Origin of the sequence: Demequina gelatinilytica (genome assembly GCF_000971115.1) — a bacterium.
Taxonomy (GTDB): domain Bacteria; phylum Actinomycetota; class Actinomycetes; order Actinomycetales; family Demequinaceae; genus Demequina; species Demequina gelatinilytica.
In genome coordinates, this window is sequence record NZ_BBLV01000009.1 from 24,432 (window position 1) to 39,537 (window position 15,106).

A 15,106-nucleotide genomic window follows, 5' to 3' on the forward strand; every position below is an offset into this window, starting at 1 on the left:
GCCGGCACGGGCCGACGTCGCCTGCGAACCCGCCGACACCTCGGCGTTCGCCGCCGACAGCTCCTCCGCAGCCGCAGCCACCGTCACCGCCGACGACACCACACCCGACATCGTCTCCCGCAGCGCGGACTGGGCCGCGGACAGCAGCTCCGCCATCTCACCCATCTCGTCACGGCTGGAGACCTGAGCGGTCACGGTGAGGTCGCCTGCGGCCAGCGCAGCCATCGACTCCTTGAGGATCGCCGAGTTGCGACGGATACGACGACCGACCAACCACGCGAAGGCGGCTCCCGCGCCGGCGCCGACGGCCAGCACGATGAACAGCAGGGTGGTCGCGCTGGCGGCGTCATCCGCCACCTCGACCGACGCGGCCTCGAGGTGCATGTCGACATGCGCATCGAACTCGTTGAACTGGGACTCGACCGTGGTGTCGAAGCCGGAGCGCTCCGCCTCGGATGCCGGACGCACGCCCTCGGTGGGCTCCCACGCCGACAGCACGGCGGCCTTGTACTCGCCCCACGTGCTGCTCGCGAGCTCGGCGAACGGCAGCTCCTCGCCGAAGGTGTCCGCGTAGAGCTGCTCGAAGGAGGCCAGCTCCTGGTCCACGAGGTCGTAGCGATGCTTGAGCCTGTCGACCAGGTCGGGCACGGCGGCCTCGGCGGCCGCGTCGAGCTTGAAGCCCGCGAGGCGCGCCTGCCACAGCGTGTCGAGCAGGTCCGCCATGCCCTCGGTCATCGCGGCCTGGTCGGCGCGCAGCTCGGCGTCCCGGTCCTGCAGCTCGCTGACGGTGCCGATCGACACCGCGGTCGCGAGCCCGAGGGCGGCGAGCACGCCGCCGACCGCGCCGAAGACCTGTGCCGCGAGCGGGAAGCGGCGTCCATGACGCGTCCCAGCGACCTCATGCGTGTTCATGTCTCTCCAGTCCATTGGTGAGGAGGGCGCGAACGCCCCCTAGGGGTCCTAGTAGGTGAAGGTCTCGACCTTGGCGCGCAGGTCCGCGGACAGCTCGGCGAGCTCCGCGACGGACGCACCGATCTGGTCGAGCACGGCCGCGGCATCCGAGGACGCCTGCGCCACCGTCGAGATCGAGCCCGCGATGTCGCCCGATCCGGTCGCTGCCTCCGCAACGCCGCGGCTCATCTCCGCCGTGGTCGCGGTCTGCTCCTCCACCGCCGACGCGATGGTCAGCTGGAAGTCGTTGATCTGCTTGACGATGTGCGAGATCTCGCCGATCGCCTCCACGGCGCCACCGGTGTCCTCCTGGATCGCAGAGACCCTGCGTGCGACCTCCTCGGTCGCCTTCGCGGTCTCCTGCGCCAGATCCTTGACCTCGCCGGCCACGACCGCGAAGCCCTTGCCGGCCTCGCCGGCACGAGCGGCCTCGATGGTCGCGTTCAGCGCCAGCAGGTTCGTCTGCTCCGCGATCGAGGAGATGACCTTGATGACCTCACCGATCTCCTGGCTCGAGACGCCCAGACGGGCCACCTTCTCGTTGGTGGACTCCGCCACCGTCGTGGCCTGAGCCGCCACACGAGCGGCCTCGTTCGCGTTGTGCGAGATCTCCTTGATGGACGCACCCATCTGCTCCGCACCCGACGCGACAGCCTGAACGCTGCGGTTGACCTCATCGGCAGCGTTCGCGACCACGCCGGCACGGGCCGACGTCGCCTGCGAACCCGCCGACACCTCGGCGTTCGCCGCCGACAGCTCCTCCGCAGCCGCAGCCACCGTCACCGCCGACGACACCACACCCGACATCGTCTCCCGCAGCGCCGACTGCGCGCGGGCGAGCGAGGCGGCCATATCACCCACCTCGTCGTTGCTCTTCACCGTCGCCTCGACCGTGAGGTCGCCGTCGGCGAGCGCATCGATCGACGTCTTGAGCGCACGGACACCCCGCAGGATCGCCCGCGTGATCACCGTGCCGACAACGATGCAGCCGAGGAGGGACAGCACGACCACGATCGCGATGAACACCCGCGCCTGGTTGCCCCCGTCGATGGTCTCCTGGAGCTCGAGGCGTGCCTGCTCAGGCGCCTCGCTGGTCATCGCGACCACGCTCTCACCGAGCGCATCGCTCAACGCGGCCATCTCCTGGCCTGTGGGGGCCGTGGCGGCCAGCGCGGGATCGCCCTGCGCGAGCGAGCCGCTCTTGAAGGCCTCCCAGGCAGCAGCCGCCTCCTCGTCATCGGGAAGCGGCGACCCGTACGCCTCCTCGAACAGGACGGCGTACGTGGCCACCGCCTCCTCGAAGTCGGCGAACAGGGTCGCTGAGCCGTCGGGGTTGCCGGCACCGATCTGGGAAAGCACCGCGTTGAACCGCACCTGCCACAGCGCCTCCGTGACCGCCGCGGCGGCGGCGTTCAGCTCGAGCGAATGCTCGATGGTCTCGGTGTCGCGGTCGCCCTGCCAGGTGATCTGGCTGAGCGCCGTGACGCCCAGCAGCGAGACCAGCACCGCGAGGGTGCCGAAGGCGGCGACCATCCGCGCGCCGAGCGTGAAGCGGCGTCGCTTGGTTCCGGAAAGGGCGGTGTGCGCGTCCATGCGGGTTCCTTCTTGTTGCTTCCGTGCGAGTACGGAGGGAATGGGATCGGATCAGTAGGTGAAGGTCTCGACCTTGGCGCGCAGGTCCGCGGAGAGCTCGGCGAGCTCCGCGACCGACGCACCGATCTGGTCGAGCACGGTCGACGCCTCCGAGGCGGCCTGCGCGACGGTGGAGATGGACGACGCGATGTCGCCCGATCCGGTCGCGGCCTCCGCGACACCCCGGGACATCTCCGCCGTGGTCGCGGTCTGCTCCTCCACCGCCGACGCGATGGTCAGCTGGAAGTCGTTGATCTGCTTGACGATGTGCGAGATCTCGCCGATCGCCTCCACGGCACCACCGGTGTCCTCCTGGATCGCAGAGACCCGACGGGCAACCTCCTCGGTCGCCTTCGCGGTCTCCTGCGCCAGATCCTTCACCTCACCGGCCACGACCGCGAAGCCCTTGCCGGCCTCACCCGCACGAGCAGCCTCGATGGTCGCGTTCAGCGCCAGCAGGTTCGTCTGCTCCGCGATCTGGGAGATCACCTTGATGACCTCACCGATCTCCTGGCTCGAGACGCCAAGACGGGCCACCTTCTCGTTGGTGGACTCCGCCACCGTCGTGGCCTGAGCGGCCACACGAGCGGCCTCGTTCGCGTTGTGCGAGATCTCCTTGATGGACGCACCCATCTGCTCCGCACCGGAGGCGACAGCCTGAACAGACCGGTTGACCTCATCGGCAGCGTTCGCCACCACACCGGCGCGGGCCGACGTCTCCTGCGAACCGGCCGACACCTGAGCGTTCGCGGCGGACAGCTCCTCGGCAGCCGCGGCGACCGTGACCGCGGAGGTCACCACACCCGACATCGTCTCCCGCAGCGCCGACTGCGCGCGGGCGAGCGAGGCGGCCATATCGCCCACCTCGTCGTTGGTGCGGACCGTCGCCTCGACCGTGAGGTCGCCGTCCGCCATCGCGTCGATCGCGCCCTTGAGCTCACCGGCAGCGCCGGTGATGCGGCGTGCCAGGACCAGGCCGAGCCCGATCGCCACCGCGATGCCGGCGACGACGATCGCGGTGAGGAGGGTCGCGGCCGTGGAGACCTCGGAGTCGCTGGCCTCGATCTCGGCCTGGATCTGCGGGCCGATCTGCTCGGTGAGCGAGCCGACCGCGGCCACCATCGCGTTGCCGAGCTCCGCGCGCTCCTCCTTGGTGATCTCCTCACCCGTGTAGGAAGGGTCGAAGGCCGAGGCCTGCGCGAGCTTGTAGCGCGCGTAGGTCTCCGCCGCGCTGCCGTCGTCGGCGAGGGGGACGCCGAAGAGCTCCTCGAACTCGGCGCTCAGCGCCGCGTACTCGCCTTCGAAGGCGGCCTGGAGGTCGGTGAGGGTCGCGTACTCCGCGGCCAGCTCCGCCGGCTCCGTCGCGCGCAGGCGCAGGCTCTGGGCCCGCATCTGCCAGAACGCATCGGTGAGGCTCGCGACCGCCATGTCCGCGCGGTAGGCGTGCTCGGTGGTCGCCCTCTGAGCATCACCCTGGCGATGCATCTGGGTGATCGAGAAGACACCGACGGTCGCGAGGATCGCCACGACCAGCCCGAAGGCGCCGAGGATCTTCGCGGTCAGGGGGAAACGCCGTGAGGTGGCGTGCGGCACAGCGGGCAGGACGTCCATGACTCTCCAAGGGGGTCGCGTTGTTCACAGCTTTGACGCGGGTCTCATCGGCCTGGCGAGGTCCGTGGTGAGCGTTACCCGGGTGCGGCGCGTATCACGGTTCCGTGCCGTCCGGAACGCTCAACCTGCCCGGTCCGGAGCCGATGGGGCACGGGAGACCTGCATGGAGGGAGCCGCCGGTGGACGCGATCGCCGCGATCGAGCAGCGCATCAGCGAGATCCACTCGCTCATCGGAGCGGTCAGCCCCGGGACCGCCTCGACGGCGGTCGCGTACTCCGCCGCCGCATCGTCCACCGCGTTCGCGACCACCTTGGCGACCGCGGTCTCCTCGGTGGACCCGCTCGCCACGGCCGCGGCGCAGCTCAACGCCGACGGCGTCCCGACCACGCTCGCCGGCTACGGCAACGGGCTCATCCCGGAGAGCGCCCTGAGCCCGATCACGGGCTCCACCGAGCGCCTGTGGGCACCCGCGGCCGAGCAGCTGGACGCGCTGCTCGCGGACGCGCAGGCGGACGGCGTGGTGATCGGCATCACCGACGGGTATCGCGACTACGACACGCAGGTGGGCGTCGCCGCGTCGAAGGGGCTGTACCAGTCGGGCGGGCTCGCCGCCGTGCCCGGCACCAGCCAGCACGGGTGGGGCCTCGCGGTCGACCTGAGCCTCGACGACGATGCGCTCGCCTGGATGCGCGAGAACGCGGGACGCTACGGCTTCGTCGAGGCCGTAGCGCGCGAGCCCTGGCACTGGGAGTTCCAGCCCGCCGCCTGACCGGCGCGAGCCGCACGCGACGACGGCCGCGCTCCCGAGGGGGAGGCGCGGCCGTCGCGAGGCGCGGAGGTCCGGCGTCAGTAGGCGACGACCACCGAGATGCGGCCGGTGCCGTACCCCTGGATCTCGAGGGCGCCGTCGATGCGGCTGCCCTGGAGCAGGCAGAGGTCGTTGACGTCCGCCGGGAGCGTCTCGCGCGGGGCGAAGGTCTCCCTGAGCTTGAGGTGCGGCGTGTCCGACTTGTTGAACATCGAGGCGGCGACGTTGAGGATCTCCGCCATGTTGTCGAACATGGCGGGGCTGATGAGGCCGTCCTTGACGGCGCTCTCCGCACCCATGGGCGGCATGAGCGCGATGGCCGAGCCGGCGCGCGCGGTCAGCGGGACGTCCGCGAGCGCGACCGCGGCGAGGTTGCCGAGGTCGTCCACGTACATCGCGACGGTGGCACCGTCGAGCGGGTCGACGCGCTTGGCGTTGCCGTCCCATTCGACCTCGCGGCCGAGCATCCCGGCGAAGAGCTCGCGGATCTCGAACGCGCTGGGGACGGGGGTGGGTCGCAGGCCTTCCATCGCGCTCACCCGATGAAGGGGTCGATGGTCTCGCGGAAGATGTCCGCGGTGAACGGCTTCGCGATGAGGAACAGCGCACCGGCCTCATCGGCCTGCTCCCGCATCTGCGGCGAGCCCTCGGAGGTCACGAACGCGAACGGCGTCTCGTTGCCCTCAGCGCGCAGGGCGCGCAGCAGGTCGATGCCGGTCATGTTCGGCATGTTCCAGTCGGAGAGCACGAAGTCCGGAGCGGTCGCACGGATCTTCGCGAGCGCGTCGGCGCCGTCCTCGGCCTCCTCGATCTCCCACCAGTCGTAGCCCGCCTGCCGGAGCGTACGGATCACGATCTGCCGCATCACGCGGCTGTCATCGGCGACGATCACCTTCATGTCGTCGGCCTCCCTTCCCTACTTCGAAGAACAGTGTGCGTCGGTGCCGCTACGGCAGCACCCAGAGCGAGACCGTGAGCGGCGCACCGCGCCAGCTCAGGCACGCGTCGACCAGGCGCTCGCCGTCGCCGAGCGGCGGCGGCGCATCGGCCACCACGGGGATGGTGAGCGTGCCCGGGTGGGTGACCAGCGACTTCACGTTGCCGCACACCACGTTGGCGACCTCGCCGACCGCGTCGACGAAGTCCTCGTCGGTGACCTCCTCGCCCGGGGCCATCCTGAGCAGCGCGCGCGTGATCGCCTCGCCGGTCTCGCGACCGGTGCCGATCACCACGCGCACGATCTGCTCGTCGGCGACGTCGACCCACGTGTGGCGCGCGTCCTCGAGCTCGGGACGCTCGCCCTCCCAGTGGGACACGTACCCGGGCTCGTCGTCGATCATCGTCGCGAACAGGTCCTGGGTGATCTGCAGCAGCGGGTCCGCGTCGAGCACGGGGGCCCAGTCGACCGTGGCGGTCATACGGAGACCTCCTGGTCGAGCAGGCCCAGGTAGTCGAGCTTGTCGATGATGACGTCCGCCGTGAACGGCTTGATCACGTACTCATGGGCGCCGGCCGCGAGCGCGCGGACGATCTGATCCTGCTCGCCCTCGGTGGTGATCATCATGAGAGTGATGTCGCGGTACTCGGGCTTGGCACGTGCCGCGACGATGAACTCGTAGCCGTTCATCACGGGCATGTTCCAGTCGATGCAGCACAGACGCACGTCCGGGTGCTGCTCGAGGCGCATGAGCGCCTCCTGGCCGTCGCCCGCCTCGACCACCTCGAAGCCGACGTCCTTGAGGATCGTTCCCACGATCCTGCGCATCACGCGAGAGTCGTCGATGACAAGAGCCTTCATGCTGCCTTCCCTTCCCGGGGCCGGTACAAGGCGCCGCCCGCGACGGGCACGCGCTCCCAGATGTCGTCGACGCCGATGGTGCTCTCCGCCGCGCCCAGGAAGACCCAGCCGCCGGGGGCGAGCACCGACCGCACGCGACGCATCACGTCACGCTTGGTCGCCACGTCGAAGTAGATGAGGACGTTGCGGAGGAACACCACGTCGTAGGGGCCGCCCAGGGGCGGCGCGTCGAGCAGGTTGTGGCGACGGAACGACACCATCGACCGCAGGCGCTCGTTCGCCTCGAAGAAGGCGCCCTTGCGCTCGAAGTGGCGCACGAGCATCGGCGCCGGGAGGCCGCGGTTGACCTCGAGCTGCGAGTACTGCCCGCTGCGGCCCTTGGCGAGGACCTCCTCGGACAGGTCGGTCGCCACGATGCTCGCGCGGACGTCGGGGAAATGCTCCGCGATGGTCATCGCGATCGAGTACGGCTCCTGGCCGGACGAGCACGCGGCGGACCACACCTTGAGGTGCTTGCCGCGTCGCGTGATCGCGTCGGGGATCACGGTGTCCTTGAGCACGGTGAACGGGTGACGGTCGCGGAACCACGAGGTCTCGTTGGTGGTGAGCGCCTCCACCACCTTGTCGTGCAGCGTGACGTTGGCACGCACGGAGCGGATGTACGACTCGACGTCCGCGGCACCCGCGGAGCGGGCCAGCGGCGCGAGGCGGCTCTCGACCAGGTACTCCTTGCCGGAGTCGAGCTGGATCGCGCTGCGGCGCCTCACCAGGGTCGCGACGAAGTCGAAGGAGTCGGGGGCGATGGTCATGCGACGGCCTCCTTCCCGGTGGTGCCGCCTTGCGTGGCACGCACGATGGCGGGCGCGATCGCGTCGAGCGGCAGGATCTCGTGGGCGAGCCCCGCACCGGCGACCGCTCCAGGCATGCCCCACACCACCGAGGTGGCCTGGTCCTGCGCGATCATGCGGCCACCCGCGTCAACGAGCCCGCGGGTCGCGTCGCGACCATCGGAGCCCATGCCGGTGAGCATGACGCCCAGGAGGTCGCCGCCGTAGACCTTGACGGCCGAGCGGAACAGCACGTCGACCGCGGGACGGCAGAAGTTGACCTGGGGCCCCTTGTTGAGGGACGTGATCACGGCGTTGCCGGCCTGCCGGACCTCGAGGTGCATGTCACCGGGGGCGACGTACACCGTGCCCGGCGTGAGCCGCTCGTTGCCGGCCGCCTCGACCACCCGCGACGGACCGATGCGGTCGAGCCGCGCGGCCAGCTGCGTGGTGAACATGGGCGGCATGTGCTGCACGAGCACCACCGGCACCGGCAGCGGCGCGGCGAGCGCGCCGAAGACCTTCGACAGCGCCTCGGGACCTCCGGTCGAGGAGCCGATCACCACGGCCCGCGGCGGACGTGCCGGCGCGGTCGCGGCACGCGTGCGGACGCTGCCCGCCGCGATGGCGGGGGCGCCGCACAGCGCCTTCACCTTGGGGATGAGCTGCGAGGTGATGACGCGGATCGCCTCGGCGGGGTTGGCCACCTGCGTGGGCTTGGTCGCATAGTCCGACGCCCCCGACGCGAGCGCGTCGAGCGTCGCCGACGCTCCGTGCGACGTGAGCGTCGAGAACATCACGATGGGGGTGCGCACGCCAGAGCGGCGCAGCGCGCGGACCGTCTCGATGCCGTTCATCACGGGCATCTCGATGTCCATGGTGATGAGGTCGGGCTTGAGCGTCGCGACCTTGGTCAGCGCGATCGAGCCGTTCTGCGCGACCCCGACCACCTCGATGGCGGGATCGGACGCGAGCGATTCTGAGACGATGCGCCGCACGACGACCGAGTCGTCGACGACGAGCACCCTGATCGGGGACATCCGTGCTCGCCTAGACCTGGACCGCGAGATCGACGTCGAGCGCGAGGAGCAGCTCGTCGTCCAGCTGGTACACGCCGGTGACGAAGTCGCGCAGGGCGGGCTCGAGCGTGGGCGGCGGCGAGCCGAAGCGGCTGCCGTCGATCTCGAGCACGTCACCCACCTGGTCCACCAGGAGCGAGACGGGCTCGCCGTCGACCTTGACCACCATCATCATCGGATCGTCGTCCTCGCCGAAGCCCTCGCGGCCCAGACGCACGCGGAGGTCGACCAGCAGGACCACCTGACCGCGCAGGTTCACCAGGCCGGCGACGCCCTTCGGGGCGTGCGGGACGGGGGTGTGCGCCTGCATGCGCAGGGCCTCCTGGACGCGCGCGACGTCGATGCCGTAGAGGCAGTCGTCGAGCTTGAAGGTCGCGAGCTGGTGTCGCATCTCAGTGCTCCGATCCGGCGCCGACGAGCTCGGCGTCCTGCACGTCGTAGAAGGCGGAGTCGGCGTCCCTCACGGTCGCCTCGAGGTCCAGCAGCTCGGTGACCCGGCCGCGGACGATGATCGAGCCCAGCAGGCCGTAGCCCGAGACCTCGGAACGGTCGGCGATGGCGCACTCGACGATGTCGACCACCTCGTCCGCGACAAGCGCCACCGAGCGGTCGCCACGCTGGCAGACCACCACGGCGAGCTCCTCGCGGAACGTCGAGCCGAGCCCGAGCACCTGGGCGAGGTCGACCACGGGGGTGATGCGCTCCCGGTACTGCATGACGAGCGAGCCGGAGACCCGCTCGAGCACGTCCATGGGGAAGCGCTCGAGGCGCGTGACGGCGCCCATGGGCATCGCGACCTGGCGGTCCTCGCCCACGGAGACGATGAGCATCTGCTCGGTCTCGCCCGTGCTCGTCGCCACCACGTCGCGGTCGTCCCCGATCGCCTCCTGGAGCTCGAGCGCACGGCGCGCCACGGCGGGGATGTCGAGGATGAGCGTCACGGAGCCGTCGCCCAGGAGCGTCGCACCGGCGTAGAGGCCGATGCCCTTGACTGCGGCGGCGATGGGCTTCGCCACGATCTCCTCGGTGTTGCGGACGTGGTCGACCAGCAGGCCGAACCGTCCTCCGTCCGCGTGCATCACCGCGATGACGGCACCCACGAGCGACTCGCGCGGCGTGCGGCCGAGCACGTCGCGCAGGTCGACGAGCGGCAGCAGGCGGCCGCGCAGGCGGAACACGGGGGCCTCGCCCACGTACTCGACGCCGCTCTGCTTGTCGTCGATCGCGAGCAGCTCGAGCAGGTTGATCTGGGGGATCGCGTAGGTCTCCGACGCGCACTCGACGGTGAGCGCCGGCATGATCGCGAGCGTCAGCGGGATCCGCAGGCGCCACGTGGTGCCCACGCCGACAGCCGACGTCACGTCGACCACGCCGCCGATCGCGTCGACCTTGGTCTTCACCACGTCCATGCCGACACCGCGGCCGGACACGTGCGTGACCTTCTCCGCCGTGGAGAATCCGGGCAGGAACAGGAGCTGGAACACGTCCTGGGGCGCGAGGTCCGCGACGTCGGCGGCGGAGCGGAGCCCCCGCTCGACCGCCTTCGCGGCGATGGCCTGAGGATCGATCCCCTTGCCGTCGTCGGCGATCTCGATGACCACCTGGCCGCCCTGGTGGAAGGCGCGCAGCGTGAGCACGCCCTGCTCGGGCTTGCCCGCGGCGACGCGCTGCTCGGGCGCCTCGATGCCGTGGTCGATCGCGTTGCGGATGAGGTGCGTCAGCGGGTCCTTGATCGCCTCCAGGACGCCGCGGTCGAGCTCGGTCTCCTTGCCGATCATGTCGAGCCGCACCTGGCGGCCCAGCGAGGCGGAGATGTCGCGCACCATGCGCGGCACCTTGGACCACACGTTGTCGATCGGCTGCATACGCGTCTTCATGACACCCTGCTGCAGCTCGGTCGCGATGAGCGCGAGGCGCTGCGTCGCGTGCACGAGCGCGGGGTCGTCGATGTCCGCCGCGATGCTCGTCATGGCGTTGCGCGCGAGCACCAGCTCGCCCACGTGGCGCATGAGCGCGTCGAGGACCTCGACGTCCACGCGGATCGAGGACTCGGTCGCGGAGCGCACGGGCGCCTCCTCGGCGGAGGGCTCGGCCGCGGCCGGCTCGGGGGCGGCTGCGGACGGTGCCTCGGCGGGCTTGGCAGGCAGCGGGGCCTTGGCCTTCTTGCCCGGCAGCACGGGGGCGGGCTTCGCCTTCTCCGTCGGAGCCTCATCCACGGGTGCGGCGTCCACCGGCTCGGGCTCGACGGGAGCCTCCTCCGCGGCGGGCGCCGGTGCGTCGGTGCCGTCGAGGACGGCCTGGATCGAGGCGACCACGGCGGTGGTGTCGAGGTCGCCCTCGGCGCCGGTCGACTCGATCGAGCGCAGCAGCTCGCGCACCGTGTCGACCATGGTGAGCAGCACATCGGTGGTGCGCTGCGTCATCTCGCGCTTGCCGTCGCGGAGCTCGGCGAGCAGGCTCTCGCCCACGTGCGTCACACCCTCGAGCGCGCCGAAGCCCAGGAATCCGCTGGTCCCCTTGATCGTGTGGATGGTGCGGAACACCGAGCTCAGCAGCGAGCGCGAACCCGCGTCGCCCTCGAGAGCGACCAGATCCGAGTCGAGCTGGTCGAGGTTCTCGTAGCTCTCCACCACGAACTCGCGGACGATCTCGTCCATCGCGTCCATCGTCATGCTCCCTCACCCGTCAGGGGCGGCATCGCCGCCATGTCGGGGGACCCATCGGCCGGAGCCGTCGGGTGGTGAGCAGTCCTGCCGCGTGGGCGAGGAGGAGCGTCAGGGAGTCGGCGGGGCGAGGGAGCGCAGGCTCTCCTCAGCGGCGTCGTCGGCCTGCGCGGCCGCCGCGTTCTCCTGCTCGATCGCCTCGAGGATCTCGGCGCGGGTCACCCGCACGTCGCGCGGCGCGTCGATGCCCACGCGCACCCCGTCCGAGCGCACGTCGAGCACCGTCACGACGATGTCGGTGCCGATGACGAGCTTCTCGCCGATGCGGCGGGAGAGGACAAGCATGGGTCAAAGGTAACGGCTCAAGCGCGAAGGCGACGAACCGGCGTTATGCGCGCGCCGTCCGCGCCCTCAGCATCGACAGCGCCTCGTCGAGCCGTGCGGCCCACGCGACGCGCGTCGCGGGCACGCCGTCCATCCACGCGACCGGCAGCGGATCGCCGAGCGCACGGCCCGGCTCCTGAGACCGGGCGAGGCCCGCGACCGCGGTCGCGTCGACGCTGCCGGCGGCGATGAGCGACTCGACCGGGGCACCGCCGCGACCGTCCGCGTCCACGGCCGCCCAGCACGCATGCGCGTCGAGCGCCTCGACGAGCGCCGCCGCGAGCGAGGCGTCCGAGGCCGCCTCGATCCCGAGCGCCACGATCGTCCGGGCCGTGGCGTCCGGGCCGCCGGCGCGCTCGCGCAGGCTGCGGGCGGCGGCCGCCGTGCGGATCCGCCGGCCATGCCCCGGCACGGCCGCGGCATCGCCCGCCAGCGCGACGTCGGTGGTGGCCATGCCGCGCCATCGCGCCACCTGGCAGGCGACGTCGAAGGCACGGTCGGGCGCGCCCACGACCACCAGCAGCTCGCCGGGCGCGGACGCCTGCGGAACGATGTCGAGCCCGCGGACCAGCGAGGCCAGCGCGATGCGCGATCCGGGCTCGTCGTGCTCGAGCAGCGCGGCCGGGACACCCAGCGCGAGGAGCTCGTCCGTGGTCGGGTCCGCATCCCGGTCCGGTGCGGAGGCCTCGACGGACACGTCGTCAGTGGCAGGCGCCGCCTGCCGCGCGGGCTCGCGGACCACGATGCGGTCGGCGGCATCGGCGACGGGGAAGCGCGCGGGCACGAAGTCGCGCATCGTCGCAGGCTCCGCCGCAGGCACCGCAGGCTCCACGGCCCACGCCGGGACCGGAGGGAGCGGCTCGGCCTGCGCAGCGTCCTCACGAGGCTCGGCGACCAGCCGCGCGAGCAGCGCGCCGAACTCGTCCTGGGCCTCCGCCGAGCGCCGCGCGGGCGCCGCGTCGCGCGCGACCGAGGCGAGCAGCTCGCGGCTCACGGCCGCGACGTCCGCGAGCTCGTCGTCGAGGTCCGCGTCGTCGCGCGCGCCTACGCCCGCTCCCGCGAGGGACGATGCGGGGCGCAGGCGCCCGGGCGCCTGGTCCGGGACCTCGACCGTGAGCGCGTAGGTGTCCTTCGCGAAGAATCCGAGCACGCCTCCGGTGCGCACGCGCTCCGCGTGCACCACCCGCGCCTCGGGGCCGTGCTCCTCACGAGCACGCACGAGCAGCGCCTCGGGGTCGGCACCCTCAAGCAGCAACCTGCGCGGCATCGCTCACCACCCCCACGGCCTCGACCTGAAGCGGAGCGCACGTCACCTCGGAGTAGGACAGCACGGGCACCAGCGGCAGCGCGGTCGCGACCGTCCGACGCAGCGCCGGGCGCAGCGCGGGCGCGCACGCGACCACGGCCTCGTGGCCCGAGTGCTCGACCTCGGCCAGGCGCCTGCGCAGCGAGCCGATCATGCGCTCCAGCCGGTCGGGGTCGACCGCCAGGATCATGCCCTCGTCGCCCGGGCGACGCTGCTCGACCAGGTGCTGCTCGAGCAGCGGCTCGAGAGTGACCACCCGCAGCACGCCGTCCTCGGCGTACGGCGCCGCGATCGCGGGGCCGAGCGCGCCGCGCGCCGCCTCGATGAGCCCCTCGGGATCCGTCGAGACCTTTGCGCGCAGCGTGAGCCCCTCGAGGATGCGAGGCAGGTCGCGGATGGACACGCGCTCCGTGAGGAGTCCGTGCAGCACGCGCTGGACCTCGCCGAGCGACAGCAGGCCGGGTACCAGCTCGTCGACCACGGCGCGGTCGAGCTGCTTGACGTTGTCGACCAGGATGCGGACGTCCTCGCGGCTGAGCAGGCGCGGCGCGTTGGCCGAGATGATCGAGCCCAGGTGCGTGACGAGCACGGACACGCGATCCACCACGGTCGCCCCGGAGAGCTCGGCCTGGGCGCGCACCTCGGCCGGGATCCATCGGCCCGCGAGCCCGAAGACGGGCTCGCGCACCGGGGTGCCCATGAGGTGGTCGAGGTTGTCGCCGAGCGCGAGGAGCCGGCCGGGAGGCGCCTCGCCGCGTCCGACCTCGACGCCCGCGATCTTGACCACGTAGGTCGAGCGCGGGAGATCGACGCTGTCGCGCGTGCGCACGGGCGGGATCACCAGGCCCAGGTCCATCGCGATCTTGCGCCGCAGGCCGCGGACGCGGGCGAGAAGGTCCTGCTCGGAGCACGAGCCGACCAGGTCGACCAGGTCGGGGGCGAGCTGGATCTCGAGCGCGTGGACCCTCATCTGGTCCATGAGCGCCTCCGGGGAGTCGGGCTCGGGCGCGCCGGGCTCGAGCTGCGCGGGTCCCGCCTCGGCCTGGGCGAGCTCCGCCTTCTCCTTGGCGCCCACGCGCTGACCCGCGATGAGCAGCACCGCGCCGACCAGGACGAACGGCACCTTGGGCAGGCCCGGCACGAGCGCGAGCATGATCGCCGCGCTGCCGGCGATGAGCAGCGCGATGCGCGACTGTCCCAGCTGGCGGCTCGCGGTGGTGCCCATGTCCTCCGAGGCGGTGGCGCGGGTCACGATGATTCCGGTGGACACCGACAGCAGCAGCGCGGGGATCTGCGAGACCAGGCCGTCGCCGATGGTGAGCATCGAGAACTTCTCGATCGACTCCTGCGGGGACAGGCCCATCTGCATCATGCCGACCGCGAAGCCGCCGATGAGGTTGACGATGGTGATGATGATGCCCGCGATCGCGTCGCCCTTGACGAACTTGGAGCCACCGTCCATGGCGCCGTAGAAGTCCGCCTCGGCCGCCACGTCCGCGCGGCGCTGGCGCGCGGTGGCCTCGTCGATGAGCCCCGCGTTGAGGTCCGCGTCGATGGCCATCTGCTTGCCCGGCATCGCGTCGAGCGTGAAGCGCGCCCCGACCTCGGCGACGCGGCCCGCACCGTTGGTGATGACCGCGAACTGGATCACCACGAGGATGAGGAAGATCACCAGGCCGATGACGAGCGAGCCGCCCACCACGATGTTGCCGAACGCGCCGATGGCCTCGCCCGCGTAGCCGTCGCGCAGGACCAGCCGCGTCGACGCCACGTTGAGGCCCAGGCGGAACAGCGTGAGCACCAGCAGCAGCGACGGGAACACCGAGAAGTCGAGCGGCCGCTTCACGTACATCGACGTGAGCAGGACCACCAGCGACATCGCGATGTTGAACACGATGAGGAAGTCGAGCATCGCCGCGGGCAGCGGCACGACGAGCAGCATGACGATGCCGACGACGCCGACCGGCACGGCGAGCGTGCTGATTCGTAGCTTCACAGGGTTCCCTCCTGACGGGACGGGCGGGGGGCGGGAAGGGTGCGGGACGG

The 15,106-nt window shown here is 71.4% G+C and carries 15 protein-coding genes; 1 reads left to right on the forward strand and 14 read right to left on the reverse strand.

Annotation, left to right across the window (positions count from 1 at the left end; all coding sequences use genetic code 11):
• The 3 genes from AOM00_RS08850 to AOM00_RS08860 all read right to left on the reverse strand — a co-directional run.
• On the reverse strand, nt 1–912 hold a 912-nt coding region (locus AOM00_RS08850), incomplete at its 3' end, for a HAMP domain-containing protein (protein WP_156159108.1).
• A 48-nt stretch (nt 913–960) separates the two neighbouring features.
• Entirely contained in the window at nt 961–2,544 is a 1,584-nt protein-coding gene (locus AOM00_RS08855; protein ID WP_062517458.1) for a methyl-accepting chemotaxis protein, read from the reverse strand.
• 51 nt (nt 2,545–2,595) lie between these two features.
• Entirely contained in the window at nt 2,596–4,194 is a 1,599-nt protein-coding gene (locus tag AOM00_RS08860) for a methyl-accepting chemotaxis protein (RefSeq protein WP_062517459.1), read from the reverse strand.
• 179 nt (nt 4,195–4,373) lie between these two features.
• Between AOM00_RS08860 and AOM00_RS08865 the strand changes: the two genes are divergently transcribed.
• Nucleotides 4,374–4,964: a M15 family metallopeptidase gene (locus tag AOM00_RS08865; RefSeq protein WP_062517460.1), complete on the forward strand. Its 591-nt coding sequence runs from the start codon at nt 4,374–4,376 to the stop codon at nt 4,962–4,964.
• A 77-nt stretch (nt 4,965–5,041) separates the two neighbouring features.
• Here the strand turns inward: AOM00_RS08865 and AOM00_RS08870 are convergent, their stop codons facing one another.
• The 11 genes from AOM00_RS08870 to AOM00_RS08920 all read right to left on the reverse strand — a co-directional run bounded on the left by AOM00_RS08870 (nt 5,042) and on the right by AOM00_RS08920 (nt 15,056).
• On the reverse strand, nt 5,042–5,542 hold the full coding sequence (locus AOM00_RS08870) for a hypothetical protein (protein WP_156159109.1): 501 nt from the start codon (nt 5,540–5,542) through the stop codon (nt 5,042–5,044).
• Complete coding sequence (locus tag AOM00_RS08875; RefSeq protein ID WP_062517462.1) at nt 5,539–5,901, reverse strand: response regulator; 363 nt, start codon at nt 5,899–5,901, stop codon at nt 5,539–5,541. Before AOM00_RS08875 ends, AOM00_RS08870 begins: the two co-directional genes overlap by 4 nt.
• A 49-nt stretch (nt 5,902–5,950) precedes the next feature.
• Nucleotides 5,951–6,421 carry a chemotaxis protein CheX gene (locus AOM00_RS08880; protein WP_062517463.1) on the reverse strand — a complete coding sequence of 157 codons (471 nt, stop codon included), beginning with the start codon at nt 6,419–6,421 and terminating at the stop codon, nt 5,951–5,953.
• The gene (locus tag AOM00_RS08885) at nt 6,418–6,801 is read right to left on the reverse strand and encodes a response regulator (RefSeq protein WP_062517464.1); all 384 of its coding nucleotides are present in this window, start codon (nt 6,799–6,801) and stop codon (nt 6,418–6,420) included. Before AOM00_RS08885 ends, AOM00_RS08880 begins: the two co-directional genes overlap by 4 nt.
• Nucleotides 6,798–7,610, reverse strand: a complete 813-nt coding sequence (locus AOM00_RS08890) for a CheR family methyltransferase (RefSeq protein WP_062517465.1) — start codon at nt 7,608–7,610, stop codon at nt 6,798–6,800. Before AOM00_RS08890 ends, AOM00_RS08885 begins: the two co-directional genes overlap by 4 nt.
• Nucleotides 7,607–8,668, reverse strand: a complete 1,062-nt coding sequence (locus AOM00_RS08895; RefSeq protein WP_062517466.1) for a protein-glutamate methylesterase/protein-glutamine glutaminase — start codon at nt 8,666–8,668, stop codon at nt 7,607–7,609. The genes AOM00_RS08890 and AOM00_RS08895 overlap by 4 nt, the downstream gene beginning before the upstream one ends.
• 10 nt (nt 8,669–8,678) lie before the next feature.
• Nucleotides 8,679–9,098, reverse strand: a complete 420-nt coding sequence (locus tag AOM00_RS08900) for a chemotaxis protein CheW (protein WP_062305249.1) — start codon at nt 9,096–9,098, stop codon at nt 8,679–8,681.
• Nucleotide 9,099: 1 nt separating this feature from the next.
• Nucleotides 9,100–11,373 carry a chemotaxis protein CheW gene (locus AOM00_RS08905; protein WP_062517467.1) on the reverse strand — a complete coding sequence of 758 codons (2,274 nt, stop codon included), beginning with the start codon at nt 11,371–11,373 and terminating at the stop codon, nt 9,100–9,102.
• Between the two features lie 108 nt (nt 11,374–11,481).
• Nucleotides 11,482–11,715: a carbon storage regulator CsrA gene (gene csrA, locus AOM00_RS08910; RefSeq protein ID WP_062517468.1), complete on the reverse strand. Its 234-nt coding sequence runs from the start codon at nt 11,713–11,715 to the stop codon at nt 11,482–11,484.
• Between the two features lie 43 nt (nt 11,716–11,758).
• The gene (locus tag AOM00_RS08915) at nt 11,759–13,021 is read right to left on the reverse strand and encodes a hypothetical protein (protein ID WP_062517469.1); all 1,263 of its coding nucleotides are present in this window, start codon (nt 13,019–13,021) and stop codon (nt 11,759–11,761) included.
• Nucleotides 12,999–15,056 (reverse strand): flagellar biosynthesis protein FlhA, encoded by a 2,058-nt coding sequence (locus AOM00_RS08920; protein ID WP_062517470.1) that lies wholly within the window; start codon nt 15,054–15,056, stop codon nt 12,999–13,001. The genes AOM00_RS08915 and AOM00_RS08920 overlap by 23 nt, the downstream gene beginning before the upstream one ends.
• Nucleotides 15,057–15,106 lie beyond the last annotated feature (50 nt).

Coding starts and splice junctions, on each gene's coding strand:
- AOM00_RS08875 (WP_062517462.1), bottom strand. CDS start 5,901: ATGAAGGTGATCGTCGCCGATGACAGCCGCGTGATGCGGCAGATCGTG.
- AOM00_RS08880 (WP_062517463.1), bottom strand. CDS start 6,421: ATGACCGCCACGGTCGACTGGGCCCCCGTGCTCGACGCGGACCCGCTG.
- AOM00_RS08915 (WP_062517469.1), bottom strand. CDS start 13,021: ATGCCGCGCAGGTTGCTGCTTGAGGGTGCCGACCCCGAGGCGCTGCTC.
- AOM00_RS08895 (WP_062517466.1), bottom strand. CDS start 8,668: ATGTCCCCGATCAGGGTGCTCGTCGTCGACGACTCGGTCGTCGTGCGG.
- csrA (WP_062517468.1), bottom strand. CDS start 11,715: ATGCTTGTCCTCTCCCGCCGCATCGGCGAGAAGCTCGTCATCGGCACC.
- AOM00_RS08890 (WP_062517465.1), bottom strand. CDS start 7,610: ATGACCATCGCCCCCGACTCCTTCGACTTCGTCGCGACCCTGGTGAGG.
- AOM00_RS08860 (WP_062517459.1), bottom strand. CDS start 4,194: ATGGACGTCCTGCCCGCTGTGCCGCACGCCACCTCACGGCGTTTCCCC.
- AOM00_RS08855 (WP_062517458.1), bottom strand. CDS start 2,544: ATGGACGCGCACACCGCCCTTTCCGGAACCAAGCGACGCCGCTTCACG.
- AOM00_RS08905 (WP_062517467.1), bottom strand. CDS start 11,373: ATGGACGCGATGGACGAGATCGTCCGCGAGTTCGTGGTGGAGAGCTAC.
- AOM00_RS08900 (WP_062305249.1), bottom strand. CDS start 9,098: ATGCGACACCAGCTCGCGACCTTCAAGCTCGACGACTGCCTCTACGGC.
- AOM00_RS08885 (WP_062517464.1), bottom strand. CDS start 6,801: ATGAAGGCTCTTGTCATCGACGACTCTCGCGTGATGCGCAGGATCGTG.